This window comes from Agromyces sp. S2-1-8, from assembly GCF_021129215.1.
GTDB lineage: Bacteria > Actinomycetota > Actinomycetes > Actinomycetales > Microbacteriaceae > Agromyces > Agromyces chromiiresistens.
On record NZ_JAJOLP010000001.1, the window covers coordinates 749662 to 764378 of the forward strand.

Below are 14717 nucleotides of genomic sequence, written 5' to 3' on the forward strand. Positions count from 1 at the left end.
CGAAAGGAACCCCGCAATGAAGAAGCTGACCACAGCAGCCGTCGGCATCGTCGCCGTACTGGCACTCACTTCGTGCAGCACCGGCGGATCCGGCGACGGCGCGTCGACGGAGCTCAACGTCTACGCGTGGGCCGACGAGATCCCCCAGTCGGTCTTCGACGCCTTCACCGAGGAGACCGGCATCAAGGTCAACGTCGACAACTTCGACAGCAACGAGACGATGATCTCGAAGCTCGCAGCGGGCAACTCGGGCTACGACATCGTCGAGCCCAGCCAGTACGCGGTGCAGCAGCTCGTCGGCCAGGACCTGATCGAGACCCTCGACAAGTCGAAGATCGAGGGCATCGAGAACCTCGCACCGAAGTTCGCCGACCCGAGCTACGACCCCGGGCTCGAACACTCCGTGCCGTGGGTGTGGGGCACGACCGGCCTCCTGTACAACTCCGCCTGCACGGGCGGCGAGGAGATCACGAGCTGGGAGTCGCTCTTCGACCCGAAGTGGAAGGGCAAGGTGAACATGCTCGACAACATGCTCGCCGCCTACATCGCCGGCCTGCAGGTCAACGGGTACGACGCCGACAGCACCGACGAGGACGAGATCAACGCGGCGACCGAGTCGCTCATCGAGCAGAAGCCGATCCTCTCGGGCTACAACTCGACGAACTACGGCGACCTGGTCGCGAGCGGCGACGTCTGCATCTCCGAGGCGTGGGGCGGCACGAGCACCGCGAAGATCATCGAGCAGAACCCCGACGTGCACTACGTGCTGCCCGAGGAGGGCGGCAGCCTCTGGGTCGACGGTCTCTCCATCGCGAAGGGCGCGCCCCACCAGGATGCCGCGTACGAGTTCATCAACTTCCTGCTCCGCCCCGAGATCGCCGCGATGGCGACGAACGACGGCGGGCTGGCGAGTGCGAACGCGGCCGCCCAGGAGCACGTCACCGACCAGGGTGTGCTGAGCAACTCCGCCGTGTACGCGACCGATGAGGAGGTCGCGAACGCCGACTTCATCGTCGACCCGGGTGAGGCGATGAAGTACTACCAGGACGGTTGGACCCGGGTGAAGGCCTCCTAGGCCGGCCACCAGCGAACAGCGATTGGGATCATGAACACGCAGACCACGTCGACCGCCGCCTCCGCGGTCGAGATCCAGGGGCTCTCCAAGGAGTTCGCCGGCCATCTCGCGGTGCACCCGCTCGACCTGGAGATCCGGGAGAACGAGTTCTTCTCGATCCTCGGTCCCTCCGGGTGCGGCAAGACCACGCTCATGCGGATGATCACCGGCTTCGAGACGCCGTCCGCCGGACGTGTGCTGCTCGGCGGCGAGGACGTGACCGGTGTGCCGACCCGCAACCGTGATCTCAACATGCTCTTCCAGAGCTATGCGCTGTTCCCCCACCTGACCGTGTTCGAGAACGTGGCCTTCGAGCTCCGGGTGCGGCGCGTCGCCAAGAGCGAGGCGAACCGCCGCACCCGGGAGGCGCTCGAGCTCGTGAAGCTCGGACACCTCGGCGACCGGAAGCCCGACCAGCTCTCGGGCGGCCAGCGCCAGCGGGTGGCGTTGGCGCGCGCCGTCGTCTCCGGTCCGAAGGTCGTGCTGCTCGACGAGCCGCTCGGCGCGCTCGACCAGCAGCTCCGCAAGGAGATGCAGTACGAGCTCAAGCGCATGCAGCGCGAGGTCGGCATCACGTTCATCTACGTGACGCACGACCAGGAGGAGGCCCTCACCATGTCGGACCGCATCGCGGTCATGTCGGAGGGCGTCGTCCAGCAGGTCGCCGGGCCCGAGGACATCTACAACAAGCCCGAGACGAGATTCGTCGCCGGCTTCATCGGCAGCTGCAACCTGCTCGACGTCACCGTTCCCGAGGGGGTCGAAGGTGACGTGGTCACGGTGCCGCTCGACGGCATCGGCGCGGTGCGCGGAGTGCTCGGCGAGACGGTCACCCACGAGCGCACGGGAACCCTGCTGCTCCGCCCCGAGCGGATCGAGGTGCACCGCGACGGCGATGGCATCGAGGGCACGGTGGAGACCCTCACCTTCCTCGGCGAGGAGTGGCATCTCCACCTGAGCGTGGGCGGCCGACTCATCAAGGCCTCCCTGTCGAGCCTCGTCAAGGAGCGCGACCTGCCGGGCCTCGCCACCGGCGACACCCTCCGCCTCTCGTGGCGCCCGCAGGACGCCAGGATCGTCGTCCGCTGACCGAACCACCGCCAGAACCGAACCAGGAGCCCCGCATGCGAGTAGCCGTCGTCCAGACGTCACCGGGCATCGACCCCGAGGCGAACTTCGCCACCATCCGCCGCTTCGCCGCCGAGGCCGCCGAGCAGGGCGCGCGTCTGGTCGTGTTCCCCGAGGAGGCGATGCTCCTCGCCGACGACGAGATCAAGCCGGACTTCCCCGACCTGCTGCCCGCGGTCTGGCCGGGTTTCGTCGCGCTGATCCGCGAGCTGGCTCGCCAGCATGAGCTCACCGTCATCGCGGCCGGCTACGAGCCGAACCCCGACGGCAGCCCCTTCAACACGATCCTCGCGTTCGGCCCCGACGGGGAGGAGCTCGCGAGGTACCACAAGATGCACACGTACGACGCCTTCGCGTACCGGGAGTCCGCCTACGTGACGCGCGGCGACCGACTGCCGCCGATCATCGACGTCGACGGCCTCAGGGTCGGCCTCGCGAACTGCTACGACGTCCGGTTCCCGGAGCTGTTCCGAAGCCTCTCCGACCGCGGCGTCGACGCGATCGCGCTCTCGGCGGCATGGGTCTCGGGCAAGGGCAAGGAGGAGCACTGGTCGGTGCTCACGCAGGCGCGCGCGATCGAGAACGTGAGCTGGTTCCTCGCCTCGGCGACCGTCGGGCCCGACTCGGCCGGGCTGAGCCGGATCATCGACCCCCTCGGTGTGGTCGTCGCCGGACTGAACGCCCACGACGAGGGCATCGTCGTCGCCGAGCTCGACCCCGAGCGCACCGCGACGGCGCGACGCATGCTGCCGGCGCTCGAGAACCGCCGCATCGCACTCGCCTACCACGTGAACTAGCAGGAAAGAGGATCATGTTCTTCCGCACCGGGGACGCCTCATCCCAACTGCCGACGAGTCTCCGCGCGAAGCTCGAACGGCTCAGCTTCCCGACCCTCGGCCACTACCTCGAGGAGGGCTTCGCCGACCCCGAGATCCGGCGGGTGGTCGAGGCAGGCGGCCGGGTGATCGGCACGGCGTTCACCGTTCGCACGACGGCCACGGACTCGACCGCGCTGCACCACGCGGCGGGGATCATCGAGCCGGGCCAGGTGCTCGTGCTCGACACCGGCGGGGACCGGCGCCACGCACCCCTCGGCGAGGTCGTCGCCGCCCAGCTCGTCGCGAGGGGCGCGGCCGGCGCCGTCGTCGACGGGGTCGTCACCGATGTCGACGAGATCGCGGAGCTCGGGCTCACCGTGCACGCGCGTGGCACCAGCATGCTGACGACGAAGCTCCAGGGCATCGACGCGGGCGGCGTCAACGTGCCCGTCACGTGCGGTGGCGCGGTCGTGCACCCCGGCGACGTCGTCCTCGCCGACGCGAACGGAGTCCTCGTCGTACCGCTCGAGGGCCTCGAAGCCCTCGTCGACCTCGCGCTCGAAGACGACGCGGAGGAGCCGGCGCTCATCGACGAGCTCCGCGGCGGAGCGCCGCTCGGCAGCCTGACCGGCGCCAGCGACACCGTCGCGGCCCTCCTCGAGAGCGCCACCCCGCAATAGCACCCGCCTCGATCACCGACAGCCGGCGGACTGCTCGTCCGGCTGCGATCGAACGCGCCCGGATCCACCCATGAAAGGCACATCCATGCTCCTCAAAGCCGCGATCAACGGGGGCCGACCGACCTCCGAGCACCCGGCCGTCCCCCGCACCATCGAGCAGATCGTGGAGGCGAGTCGCGCCGTGATCGCCGCCGGCGCCGACGTCGTTCACGCCCACGTGATCACCGAGGACGGTGCGCAGACGATCGAGCCCGAGGCGGTCGGAGCGTGGGTGCGCGCCATGCGAGCGGCGGACCCGGCGATCGTGATCGGGACGACGACCGGCCTCTGGACCGTCGAGTCGCACGCCGAGCGGATGCGGCACCTCGCCGGCTGGCCCGGCGATGCACTGCCGGACTTCGCCTCCGTCGCGTTCTGCGAGGAGGGTGCCGCCGAGGCGGCCGAGCTCGTCCTCGAACGCGGCATGGTCCTCGAGTCGGCGGTCTGGTCGATCGAGGACGTGCCGGCCCTCCTCGCCTCGCCGACACTGCACCGCAACGTCCGGATCCTGATCGAGCCCGAGACGGAGGACGCCGATGACGCCGTCGCCGAGTGCCGGAGGATCGCGGCCGTCATCCGGGCGGCCGGCGTGGCCGCGCCGATCCTGTACCACGGCTACGACGCGACGGTCTGGCCGGTCGTCGAGGCTGCCATCGCAGACCGTTGCGAGACCCGCATCGGATTCGAGGACGGGGTGCACCTGCCCGACGGGAGCCTGCCGGCGGGCAATGCCGAGCTCGTCGCCGCGGTGCGCGCGCTCGAGCGGGGCTGACCCCGGCGTCGTCGCGGCGCGAGGCGATACCCTCGAACCGAGGAGACCGCTGCCGAATGATTGACGACCTGGATCGCAGGCTCATCGAGCTGCTCGCCCGAGACGGGCGACGTCCGTTCGCCTCGCTCGCCGAGGAGCTCGGCGTCTCGCAGTCGACGGTGCGTGCTCGCGTGGCGAAGCTCCAGGAGGACGACGTCGTCATGATCGTCGCCCTGTGCAACGCCCTGCTGCTCGGGCACCAGGTGGTCCGGCTGCTGCTCAGCGTCCGCAACCTGACGCCGCGATCAGTGGCCGACGGGCTCGTCGGCATCAACCAGATCAACCACGTCGCGCTCGTCGCCGGCTCGCACGATCTCTATCTCGAGGCGACCTGTCGTGACCAGCCGCAGCTCATCGCACTGCTCGATGAGATCCGTCGCCACCCAGGGGTGGCCGCGATCCAGCCGATCATCGTGACCTCCCTCGCGAAGGACTACAGCGGCGGCGGCCTGCGAGGCACCGCGCAGAGCATCAGCGACCCGAATCGCTGATCAGTTCTCGAGGCGCGACAGCGGCGTCGGTTCGCGGAACCCCTGCCAGAGGTAGGTGTCCTTCATGACCTCGAGCACGGTGAGCGTCTCGAGGTCCGAGATGCCCCGGATGCGGCGGATGTCCTGGAGCACGATCTTGCCGAGGGCCTGCGCGTCGGGGGCGACCACGTCGAGGATGATGTCGTAGTAGCCGAGGGTGCAGGCGACGTACTTGATCTGCGGGTGCTCGGCGAGCTGCTCGGCGACCCGCGCCACCGGCACCTCCGACACCCGGATGCCGACGTGGGCGGCGATGCCGCCGATCTTCGTCTCGTCGTACATGCCGGCGACGTAGATGACCCCGACCGACACGAGGCGGTTGTACCGCTGGCGCACCGTCGGCTCCGAGAAGCCGATACGACGGCCGATCTCGGAGAAGGACCGGCGGCCGTCGACCCGGAGCTGGTCGATGATCTCGCGGTCCACATCGTCGAGGAGGGGGTCCCTCGACTCACGGGCGGCATCCACCCGGTCAGCGTACCGGAGGCAAACGCCGAGCGGTCAGGGGTCGGCCCGTACGAGGCGTCCGAGCTCGCCTCCCGCGTCGTCGAGGAGGACGAGTTCGTCTCCGTCGAATCCGGCGAGACGTGCTCCCATCACCCAATACGGCGCCAGGGCGATGGCTCGGTAGCGGCCATGGCTTCGAGCCAGCCGACCACGCCAGCACGCCACCACCCGCCGAGTGTCCACCACTCGCGCAGAAGCTCGAGTTCGCCGCCGCCGAGACGGAGGCGGGTGCCTTCCCGCGCTCCGTCGGCGTCGGACACGTCGCATAGTCCGATGAGCCCGATCGGCTCGCCCACCGAGCGGGAGGTGTCGCGAAACGCCTACGGCAGCCGGTCGACGAGGTCGTCGGCGATGCCGACGTACGATGCGGGCGTCAGGGCGAGCAGGCGCTGCTTCGCCTCGTCGCCGATCTCGAGCGACTCGACGAAGGTCGCCAGGTCCGAGGCGCCGACCCGCTTGCCGCGCGTGAGCTCCTTGAGCAGCGCGTAGGGGTCGCTGATCGTCGACCGGCCGGCCACGACCTCGGCGCGGATCACCGTCTGGATCGCCTCGCCGAGCACCTCCCAGTTGCCGTCGAGGTCCGCGAGCAGCAGCGCCCGGTCGAGGTCGATCTCGCCGAGCCCGCGCTGGATGTTGTCGAGCGCGAGCATCGAGTGCCCGAAGCCGACGCCGATGTTGCGCTGGGCCGACGAGTCGGTGAGGTCGCGCTGCAGGCGCGAGGTCACGAGCGTCGCGGCGAGCGAGTCGAGCACCGCCGAGCTGAGCTCGAGGTTCGCCTCGGCGTTCTCGAAGCGGATCGGGTTGACCTTGTGCGGCATCGTCGACGAGCCCGTCGCGCCGGCCGCCGGGATCTGCCGGAAGTAGCCGAGCGAGATGTACGTCCAGATGTCGGTCGCGAGGTTGTGCAGCACGCGGTTCGCGTGCGAGACCCGACCGTAGAGCTCGGCCTGCCAGTCGTGCGACTCGATCTGCGTCGTGAGCGGGTTCCAGCCGAGCCCGAGCGACTCGACGAACTCCTGCGAGACGGTCGGCCACGAGACATCCGGTGCGGCGACGACGTGCGCCGAGAACGTGCCCGTCGCACCCGAGAACTTGCCGAGGTACTCGGTCGCCTCGACCTGCGCGGCGATGCGCGAGAGGCGGTGCACGAAGACCGCGAGCTCCTTGCCCATGGTCGAGGGGGTCGCCGGCTGGCCGTGCGTGCGGCTCAGCATCGAGGCATCCCGGTGCTCGACGGCCAGCGCCTGCAGGGTGGCGATGACCGCGCGGTACTTCGGCAGCCAGACCTGCTGCACCGCGTCGCGCACGGTGATCGCGTAGGAGAGGTTGTTGATGTCCTCGGAGGTGCAGGCGAAGTGGGTGAGCTCGGCGATCGCGTCGAGCCCGAGGTCGGAGAGCCGGCGGCGCACGTAGTACTCGACGGCCTTCACGTCGTGGCGCGTCGTCGCCTCGAGCGACGCGAGCTCGTCGATGTCGGGCTGCCCGAAGTCGGCGACGACCTGGCGCAGCGCCGCCTTCTGGTGGTCGCCGAGCGGCGACGATCCGAAGAAGCCGCGGTCGGTCTGCGCGATGAGCCACTCGATCTCGACGTGCACGCGCGCCCGGTTGAGGCCGGCCTCCGAGAGGTGCTCGCCGAGTTCGCCGACCGCCGAGCGGTAGCGTCCGTCGAGGGGGCTGAGCGGCTGGGGGGGCAGCGAAGTCATCGGTTTCCTTGTCTGAGAGCCGGCGCGAGTTGCCGGAAGAGCGCCGTGGTCGACCGTTCAATCATCTCAAGTACCCGATCGAACATCGCATCGTCGGAGTAATAGGGGTCGGGCACGTCCTGCAGCGTGCTGAGCGAGGGCTCGAACTCGAGCAGCAGGCGCACCTTGTGCTCCTCGACGGGGCCGGCGGCCCAGTTGCGCAGGATGCGCGCCTGCCCGCGATCGAACGCGACCACGAGGTCGAGGTCGGGGAAGTCGCCGGCGTCGAACTGCCGCGCACGGTGATGCGTGCCGTCGTAGCCGGCGCGCGCGAGCGCGTCGACGGTGCGCTGGTCGGCCGGCTCGCCGACGTGCCAATCGCCCGTGGCGGCCGACTCGATCGCGATGCGCGACGCCAGTCCGGCACGTTCGGCGAGGGCGCGCAGCACGACCTCGGCCATCGGCGAGCGGCAGATGTTGCCGGTGCACACGAAGGACACCCGGAAGGGCTGCGCGGCCTCCCCCGCGGGTTCCGCGCGCGTCATGGGTTCCATTGTGGAGGAGAATGCGGCTTTCAGGAATGGGTGGAGATGACGATGGATGCCCCGGTGCCGGACTTCGAGGTCGACACCGAGCTCGCGGCGCGGCTCGTGCAGCGGCAGCATCCCGACCTGGCGGGCCCGCTCGAACTCGTCGCGAACGGGTGGGACAACGCGATCCTCCGCCTGGGCGACGTGCTCGCGGTGCGGCTGCCGCGGCGGCTGGTGGCGGTGCCGCTCATCGCGCACGAGCAGCGCTGGCTGCCCGAGCTCGCCGCACGGCTGCCGGTCGCCGTGCCCGCGCCGGTTCGCATCGGTCGCCCCGCCCCCGACCTGGGGTTCGACGCGCCGTGGAGCATCGTGCCGTGGTTCACGGGCACCGTGGCGGCCGAGGCGTCGGCCGCACGCCGTGCGATCCTCGCGCCCGCGCTCGCCGGATTCGTCGATGCCATGGCGGTGCCGGCGCCCGACGGCGCCCCCCGCAACCCGTATCGCGGCGTACCGCTCAGCGTGCGCGACGAGGCGGTGCGCGCCCGGCTCGACCGGTTCGCGGTGCGCGCGGCGACCGGTGATCTCGACGGGCTCGACGTGGCGGCCCTGCGCGACCTCTGGAGCGATGCGCTCGGGGCGCCCGCGTGGCACGGCCCGCCGTCCTGGCTGCACGGCGACCTGCATCCCGGCAATCTCGTGGTCGAGGCATCCGGTGATCTCGCCGCGGTGATCGACTTCGGCGACCTGACCGCGGGCGACCCGGCCACCGATCTCGCGACGGCCTGGCTGACGTTCGGCGCCACCGGTCGGGCCGCCTTCCGGAGCGAGGTCGAGCGGCGCCGGCAGGTCGACGCGGCGACGTGGCGGCGCGCCCGCGGCTGGGCGCTCGTCTGGGGCAGCGCGGTCGTCGACGAACTCGACGGATCGGGACCGATCGGGCGCCTCGGGCGCTTCGCGCTCGCGCAGGTGCTCGTCGGCTGAGCCCGCCCACCCGTCCTCCACACTCGCCGTCGGCGTGCGCGGGTGCACAGGCGCGGCCCGCACGATCGTGGAGGCCGCGGCGCACCGGCAGGCTGACCGGCATGGATGCCTCGGACGAATGGCTGCTCGCGCTCACGGGCGGCGGTTGCGCGACCCGCGACGAGCTCGATCGCGCGACGATGCTGCGGGGGCGGTTCGCGCCGCTGCGCACCGCGATCGGGCACGCCGCGGCGATGCTGCCGCCCGACGGCGGATCGTGGCGCTCGCAGGCGGCCGACCGCTACGCCGAACGGCTGCACGAGCTCAGGTCGGGTGCGCTCGCCGCCGTCGGCCTGCTCGATCAGGCCGTCGTCGAGCTCGACGAGCGCATCCGGCGCATGGGCGATGAGATCGCCGCGTACGAACAGGCCGAGCGAGACGTGCGCGCCGCCGAAGAGGCCCGGCGCGCCGCCGACCTCGCCGAGCAGGCACGCATGCTGCGGGTCGCCGACGAGCGCCGGGGTGCGGCATGAGCGACGCCATCACGATCTCGGGCGGGGGGACGACCGCCGTCGCGACCGACGACCTGTTCGCCGACGCAGCTCGCCTCGGCGCCGCCGTCGCCGCGCTCGAAGCCGCCGCCGGCGACGCCGCCGGACTGGCGGTCGAACTCGACGCGCTCGGCGCCGACCGCGATGCCGGCGGCTTCGCCGGCCGGCAGACGCTCTGGAACGGGCCGCACCCCGCCGGGGCCACCCACCGTCTCGAGTGCGCGCTGCGCGACCGCCGGGCCGAGGGCGACGAACTGCGCAGTGCGCTGATCGCGAGCGCCGAGCGCTACGGCCTGACCGAACAGCTGGTCGACGGCGCCTGGCGGGTCGGCGGCGGCGTCGCCGGGTATCTGCTCGGCTCGTTCCTGGTCTCACCCGGTGGTGCCGCCCTCGCCGGCGGGGTCGCGCTCGCCGCGGGGGCGAACTCGTCGGCCCGGCAGGTGTGGGGCGCGACCGCGCTCGACGAGTGGCTCGCGGCCAACCGGGGCGTGCTGTCCGACCCGCTGTTCGTGCGCGCGGTCCGCGCTGCCGTCGACTCGGTCGACGAGTTCGTGCTCGGCGCCCTGCACGTGCCGGGCGGTGAGAAGCTCGCCGCCCTGATCGGGCCGCATGTCGGGGCGCCCGAGAGCGCGTCGGTGCTGCTCGCGCTCGCCGCGGCGCTCCGTGCGCCGGCGCTCGTCGACGGACCCGTCCGCGTTCGCCGCACGGATCGCGACGACCGGGCGGGCGACGGCCAGGCGCCCGGCGGCCATCCGTCCGAGGGCCCCGAACGCACGGTGCGGGCGCCGGCCGGCTTCGGCGACCTCGCAGGCCGCATTCCGGGCGGTGAGGGGCCGCAGATCCGCATCGAGCGCTACGGCGAGCCCGGCGACCCGCGATGGGTGGTGTACGTCAGCGGCACCGTCGAACTCGGGGTCGTCGCGGGCGAGCAGCCCTTCGACATGGTGAACAACCTGCACGGCATCGCCGACGACTCGCCGCTCGACGCGTTGCGGCGCGCGGGTGCCTCATCAGGCGCGGGCGAACGCGCGGTGCGCGAGGCGATGTCGGCCGCGGGCATCGCGCCCGACGACCCGGTGCTCGTGGCCGGGCACTCGGGCGGCGGCATCATCGGGGCGAGGCTCGCGGGCGACCCGTCCCTGGGCGTCATCGGGGCGCTCGACCTCGGCGGGCCGAACGACTCGGCGCCGACGCGGCCGGGCGTGCCGAACGTCGCCGTCGAGCACACCGAAGACCTCGTACCCGCGCTGGGCGGGGCGGGTCACCCGTCGCCCGAGCGCATCGTGGTCGCACGCGACGCGCTCGAACCCGGCCGGTCGTACGACGGCGAGATCCTGCCGGCGCACTCGCTCGAGCGCTATCGGCAGACCGCGGCGCTGATGGACGAGTCCGACGACCCGCGGCTCGCGGAGTTCCGCGAGCTGCTGGCGTTCACGGGCGGCGGCGAGGGCGCGGTGAGCGAGTGGGTCGCCCGGCGGCAGTGAGGCGTGCGGTCAGTCCTTCGAGGGTCGCACGACGAGCCCGATCAGCCAGCTGATGAGTCCGAGCACGAGCGCGCCGAGCACGCCCCACCAGAAGCTGTCGACGACGAGGCCGAAGCCCATGAGGTCGCTGATCCAGTCGACGATGAGCAGGAGCAGCCCGTTCACGATGAACGAGATGAGGCCGAGCGTGATCACGTAGATCGGGAACGCGACGACCCTGATGAACGTGCCGACGATCGCGTTGACGAGGCCGAAGATGAGCGCGACGAGCAGGTACGTCAGCACCCGTGCCATGTCGGTGTCGTCGTACGGCACCACGTTCACGCCCGAGACGATGAGCGTCGTCAGCCAGAGCGCGAAGGCGATGACGATGACCTTGACGATGAAGCGCATGCCCCCACTCTGTCAGACCGCGCCCGCCGGGCGAAGAGCCCCGCCGGGCGAGGAGTTCCGCGGGGCGAGGCGGTACGGTTGAACGCGTGACCGCACCGGAGCCTTCGCGCGCAGGCGTTCGCCTGCGCCCCGAGATCGCCGCCCTTCCCCCGTACCGGCAGGGCCGCCCTGCCCCGGCCGACGGCTACAAGCTGTCGAGCAACGAGAACCCGTTCGATCCGCTGCCCTCGGTCGCCTCGGCGGTCGCGTCGACCGGTGCGACGGTCAACCGCTATCCCGATGCCACGGCGCTGGCGCTGCGCGAACGACTCGGTGCCCGCTTCGGCGTGACCGCCGACGAGGTGCTCGTCGGCGCCGGGTCGGTCGCGCTGCTCGCCGCCTTCATCCAGGCCGCGGCCGCGCCCGGCGACGAGGTCGTCTACTCGTGGCGCTCGTTCGAGGCGTACCCGGGCCTCGTCACGGTGTCCGGCGCGACGAGCGTGCAGGTGCCGAATCGCCCCGACCACGGCCACGACCTCGATGCCATGGCCGCCGCGATCAACGAGCGCACGCGCGTGGCGATCGTGTGCTCCCCCAACAACCCGACCGGTGTCGTCGTCACGGCCGCCGAGTTCGAGGCGTTCATGGCGAAGGTGCCGTCCGACCTGCTCGTGCTGCTCGACGAGGCGTACATCGAGTTCGTCGACCGCGAGGGCCCCGGTTCGGTCGATGAGGCCGTCGACGGCCGCACCCTGCTCGGCCGGTACCCGAACCTCGTCATCCTGCGCACCTTCTCGAAGGCGTACGGTCTCGCGGGCCTGCGCGTCGGGTATGCGATCGGGCCCGTGCCGATCCTCGACGCCGCGCGCGCGACGGTCATCCCCCTGAGCGTCACGGCGGCCTCGTCGGCGGCGGCCATCGCCTCGCTCGAGCCTGCGGCCGAGGCCGAGCTGCTCGACCGGGTCGGCGTGATCGCCGCGCGCCGCGACGGGGTGCGGGCTGCGCTCATCGCACAGGGCTGGCCGATTCCGCAGGCGCAGGGCAACTTCATCTGGCTGCCGAGCGGCGAGGCGACGACCGAGGTCGCCGAGCGCCTCTTCGACGCCGGCCTCGTGACGCGGGCGTTCGCCCCCGACGGCATCCGGATCTCGATCGGCGAGCCGGAGTCTGTCGAAACCCTCCTCACGATTCTCAGTGAGCTTGTACCGGCCTCACAAGAAGGGCGTCCCGCATAGCGGGTAGCGTGGAACGGTGGCAGCCCGCGAGAGAGACTTCACCGCGCCGACGGTCCAGCTCCTGACCCCTGAGGGCCAGTTGCGACCGACCCCCGAGGCCGAGCCGTACCTGCCCCTCGTCGAGGCGCTCGACGACACGACCCTGCAGCGCTTCTACCGCGACATGGCGGTGTCGCGCCGGCTCGACCTCACGGGAGCCAACCTGCAGCGGCAGGGCCAGCTCGCACTGTGGGTGCCGAGCCACGGCCAGGAGGCCGCGCAGGTCGGCTCCGCGCATGCCGCGCGCCCGCAGGACCACCTCTTCCCCTCGTATCGCGAGCACATCGTCGGCATGATCCGCGGGCTCGACCCGGTGGGCATCCTCGCGCTGCTGCGCGGCGTGACCCAGGGCGGGTGGAACCCCGACGAGAGCGGCAACTTCCACCTCTACACGCTCGTGCTCGCCTCGCAGACGCTGCACGCCACCGGCTACGCGATGGGCCTGCAGTTCGACGGCGCGACGGCGACGGGCGACCCCGAGTCCGACGCGGCCGTGCTCGTCTACTACGGCGACGGCTCGACCTCGCAGGGCGACGCGAGCGAGGCGCTCGTCTTCGCCGCGAGCTACCAGACGCCGCAGGTGTTCTTCGTGCAGAACAACCAGTGGGCGATCTCGGTGCCCGTCTCGCGGCAGTCGCGCAGCCCGCTGTCGCTGCGCGGCGCCGGCTTCGGCATGCCGAGCGTGCGCATCGACGGCAACGACGTCCTCGTGAGCTACGCGGTCACCCGCCAGTCGCTCGAGGAGGCGCGCGCCGGCGAGGGCCCGAGCTTCATCGAGGCGCTCACCTACCGCATGGGTGCGCACACGACGGCCGACGACCCGACGAAGTACCGCACCGACGACGAGGTGGCCTACTGGGCCGAGCGCGACCCGATCACCCGCTACCGCACGTGGCTCGAGGGCCGCGGAGCCTCCGCCGCGTTCTTCGACGAGGTCGACCAGGAGGCCGCCGACGTCTCGGCCGACGTGCGCCGGCGCACGCTCGAGCTCGAGGCGCCGACGCGGGAGACGATCTTCTCCCACGTCTACAGCGAGCCGCACCCGCTCATGACCGAGCAGCTCGCCTGGCTCGACGCGTTCGAGACCTCGTTCGAGGGAGGCGAGGCGTGAGCGGCATCGACGAGGAGGTACGCGTGACGAGCGACACGACGGCCGGGGCATCCGTCATGGATGTCGCGACGGAGTCGGCCGCGCCGGCCGACGCCGTGCGCGGCGTGCACACCATGTCGATGGCGAAGGCCATCAACGCCGGCCTCGCCGACGCGATGCGCGCCGACGAGAAGGTGCTGCTCATGGGCGAGGACATCGGACCGCTCGGCGGCGTGTTCCGCGTCACCGAGGGGCTGTCGGCCGAGTTCGGCGAGAAGCGGGTGCTCGACACGCCGCTCGCCGAGTCGGGCATCGTCGGCACGGCGATCGGCCTCGCGATGCGCGGCTACCGCCCGGTGTGCGAGATCCAGTTCGACGGCTTCATCTTCCCCGCCTTCGACCAGATCACGACGCAACTCGCGCGGCAGACGCTGCGACACGAGGGCCGCGTCACGATGCCCGTCGTCATCCGCGTGCCGTACGGCGGCCACATCGGCTCGATCGAGCACCACCAGGAGAGCCCCGAGGCGTACTTCGCGCACACTCCCGGCCTGCGCGTGGTGAGCCCGTCGAACCCGCACGACGCCTACTGGATGGTGCGCGAGGCGATCGAGTCGAACGACCCGGTGCTCTTCCTCGAGCCGAAGAGCCGGTACTGGCCCAAGGGCCCGGTCGACCTCGATCACGCGGGACTGCCGCTGCACGCGAGCCGAGTGATGCGCCAGGGCACCGACGTCACCGTCGTCGGCCACGGCGCGATGGTCTCGACGCTGCTGCAGGCCGCCGACATCGCGGCCGAAGAGGGCACGAGCGTCGAGGTCGTCGACCTGCGCTCGCTCTCCCCCATCGACTACGGCCCGCTGCTCGACTCGGTGCACCGCACCGGTCGCCTCGTCGTCGCGCAGGAGGCCTACGGCAACGTGTCGGTCGGCTCCGAGATCGCGGCGACCGTCGCCGAGCGGGCGTTCTACTCGCTCGAGGCGCCCGTGCTGCGCGTGTCGGGCTTCGACACGCCGTTCCCGCCGGCCGCACTCGAGACCGAGTACCTCCCGAGCCCCGACCGGGTGCTCGAAGCCGTGGATCGCGCCCTGGCGTACTGACCCGGCTCGTATGACGCTGACGGCATGACTCGACTGCGAGGGTAAGA

The 14717-nt window shown here is 71.4% G+C and carries 16 protein-coding genes; 12 read left to right on the top strand and 4 right to left on the bottom strand.

The annotated features are described in order from the left end of the window. Positions 1-16: 16 nt before the first annotated feature. The 6 genes from LR269_RS03415 (at position 17) to LR269_RS03440 (ending at position 5081) form a co-directional block, all read left to right on the top strand. On the top strand, positions 17-1075 hold the full coding sequence (locus LR269_RS03415; RefSeq protein ID WP_231429299.1) for a PotD/PotF family extracellular solute-binding protein: 1059 nt from the start codon (positions 17-19) through the stop codon (positions 1073-1075). A 30-nt stretch (positions 1076-1105) separates the two neighbouring features. Beyond that, positions 1106-2203, top strand: coding sequence for an ABC transporter ATP-binding protein (locus tag LR269_RS03420; RefSeq protein ID WP_231429300.1), 1098 nt, complete (start codon positions 1106-1108; stop codon positions 2201-2203). A 35-nt stretch (positions 2204-2238) separates the two neighbouring features. Continuing rightward, positions 2239-3039: a carbon-nitrogen hydrolase family protein gene (locus LR269_RS03425; protein WP_231429301.1), complete on the top strand. Its 801-nt coding sequence runs from the start codon at positions 2239-2241 to the stop codon at positions 3037-3039. A 14-nt stretch (positions 3040-3053) separates the two neighbouring features. After that, a complete protein-coding gene (locus LR269_RS03430; RefSeq protein WP_231429302.1) occupies positions 3054-3740 on the top strand; it encodes an RraA family protein in 687 nt (228 codons plus the stop codon). 85 nt (positions 3741-3825) lie between these two features. Next, on the top strand, positions 3826-4551 hold the full coding sequence (locus LR269_RS03435; protein WP_231429303.1) for a 3-keto-5-aminohexanoate cleavage protein: 726 nt from the start codon (positions 3826-3828) through the stop codon (positions 4549-4551). A 56-nt stretch (positions 4552-4607) separates the two neighbouring features. Further along, a complete protein-coding gene (locus tag LR269_RS03440; protein WP_231429304.1) occupies positions 4608-5081 on the top strand; it encodes an Lrp/AsnC family transcriptional regulator in 474 nt (157 codons plus the stop codon). On the opposite strand, the gene LR269_RS18970 is transcribed toward LR269_RS03440, so the two are convergent. The 3 genes from LR269_RS18970 to LR269_RS03455 form a co-directional block, all read right to left on the bottom strand. Continuing rightward, on the bottom strand, positions 5082-5588 hold the full coding sequence (locus tag LR269_RS18970; protein ID WP_231429305.1) for an Lrp/AsnC family transcriptional regulator: 507 nt from the start codon (positions 5586-5588) through the stop codon (positions 5082-5084). A 359-nt stretch (positions 5589-5947) separates the two neighbouring features. Further along, positions 5948-7330, bottom strand: a complete 1383-nt coding sequence (purB, locus tag LR269_RS03450; protein WP_231429306.1) for an adenylosuccinate lyase — start codon at positions 7328-7330, stop codon at positions 5948-5950. After that, the gene (locus LR269_RS03455; RefSeq protein WP_231429307.1) at positions 7327-7854 is read right to left on the bottom strand and encodes a low molecular weight protein-tyrosine-phosphatase; all 528 of its coding nucleotides are present in this window, start codon (positions 7852-7854) and stop codon (positions 7327-7329) included. Before LR269_RS03455 ends, purB begins: the two co-directional genes overlap by 4 nt. 45 nt (positions 7855-7899) lie before the next feature. Here LR269_RS03455 and LR269_RS03460 point away from each other — a divergent pair, with 45 nt between their 5' ends. The 3 genes from LR269_RS03460 (at position 7900) to LR269_RS03470 (ending at position 10834) form a co-directional block, all read left to right on the top strand. Further along, positions 7900-8820, top strand: a complete 921-nt coding sequence (locus LR269_RS03460; protein WP_231429308.1) for an aminoglycoside phosphotransferase family protein — start codon at positions 7900-7902, stop codon at positions 8818-8820. 101 nt (positions 8821-8921) lie between these two features. Next, a complete protein-coding gene (locus LR269_RS03465) occupies positions 8922-9332 on the top strand; it encodes a hypothetical protein (protein ID WP_231429309.1) in 411 nt (136 codons plus the stop codon). Next, positions 9329-10834, top strand: coding sequence for a hypothetical protein (locus tag LR269_RS03470; protein ID WP_231429310.1), 1506 nt, complete (start codon positions 9329-9331; stop codon positions 10832-10834). Before LR269_RS03465 ends, LR269_RS03470 begins: the two co-directional genes overlap by 4 nt. Positions 10835-10843: 9 nt before the next feature. Here LR269_RS03470 and LR269_RS03475 read toward each other — a convergent pair whose 3' ends face one another. Then, positions 10844-11227, bottom strand: coding sequence for a phage holin family protein (locus LR269_RS03475; protein WP_231429311.1), 384 nt, complete (start codon positions 11225-11227; stop codon positions 10844-10846). A gap of 86 nt (positions 11228-11313) precedes the next feature. Between LR269_RS03475 and LR269_RS03480 the strand changes: the two genes are divergently transcribed. From LR269_RS03480 to LR269_RS03490, 3 genes are all read left to right on the top strand, one after another. Further along, on the top strand, positions 11314-12441 hold the full coding sequence (locus LR269_RS03480) for a histidinol-phosphate transaminase (protein WP_231429312.1): 1128 nt from the start codon (positions 11314-11316) through the stop codon (positions 12439-12441). A gap of 16 nt (positions 12442-12457) precedes the next feature. Continuing rightward, complete coding sequence (locus tag LR269_RS03485; protein ID WP_231429313.1) at positions 12458-13591, top strand: thiamine pyrophosphate-dependent dehydrogenase E1 component subunit alpha; 1134 nt, start codon at positions 12458-12460, stop codon at positions 13589-13591. A 113-nt stretch (positions 13592-13704) separates the two neighbouring features. Beyond that, positions 13705-14670 (top strand): alpha-ketoacid dehydrogenase subunit beta, encoded by a 966-nt coding sequence (locus LR269_RS03490; RefSeq protein ID WP_374201157.1) that lies wholly within the window; start codon positions 13705-13707, stop codon positions 14668-14670. Positions 14671-14717 lie beyond the last annotated feature (47 nt).

Coding starts and splice junctions, on each gene's coding strand:
- LR269_RS03415 (WP_231429299.1), top strand. CDS start 17: ATGAAGAAGCTGACCACAGCAGCCGTCGGCATCGTCGCCGTACTGGCA.
- LR269_RS03470 (WP_231429310.1), top strand. CDS start 9,329: ATGAGCGACGCCATCACGATCTCGGGCGGGGGGACGACCGCCGTCGCG.
- LR269_RS03490 (WP_374201157.1), top strand. CDS start 13,705: ATGTCGATGGCGAAGGCCATCAACGCCGGCCTCGCCGACGCGATGCGC.
- LR269_RS03435 (WP_231429303.1), top strand. CDS start 3,826: ATGCTCCTCAAAGCCGCGATCAACGGGGGCCGACCGACCTCCGAGCAC.
- purB (WP_231429306.1), bottom strand. CDS start 7,330: ATGACTTCGCTGCCCCCCCAGCCGCTCAGCCCCCTCGACGGACGCTAC.
- LR269_RS03425 (WP_231429301.1), top strand. CDS start 2,239: ATGCGAGTAGCCGTCGTCCAGACGTCACCGGGCATCGACCCCGAGGCG.
- LR269_RS03460 (WP_231429308.1), top strand. CDS start 7,900: ATGACGATGGATGCCCCGGTGCCGGACTTCGAGGTCGACACCGAGCTC.
- LR269_RS03420 (WP_231429300.1), top strand. CDS start 1,106: ATGAACACGCAGACCACGTCGACCGCCGCCTCCGCGGTCGAGATCCAG.
- LR269_RS03430 (WP_231429302.1), top strand. CDS start 3,054: ATGTTCTTCCGCACCGGGGACGCCTCATCCCAACTGCCGACGAGTCTC.
- LR269_RS03475 (WP_231429311.1), bottom strand. CDS start 11,227: ATGCGCTTCATCGTCAAGGTCATCGTCATCGCCTTCGCGCTCTGGCTG.
- LR269_RS03455 (WP_231429307.1), bottom strand. CDS start 7,854: ATGACGCGCGCGGAACCCGCGGGGGAGGCCGCGCAGCCCTTCCGGGTG.
- LR269_RS03440 (WP_231429304.1), top strand. CDS start 4,608: ATGATTGACGACCTGGATCGCAGGCTCATCGAGCTGCTCGCCCGAGAC.
- LR269_RS03465 (WP_231429309.1), top strand. CDS start 8,922: ATGGATGCCTCGGACGAATGGCTGCTCGCGCTCACGGGCGGCGGTTGC.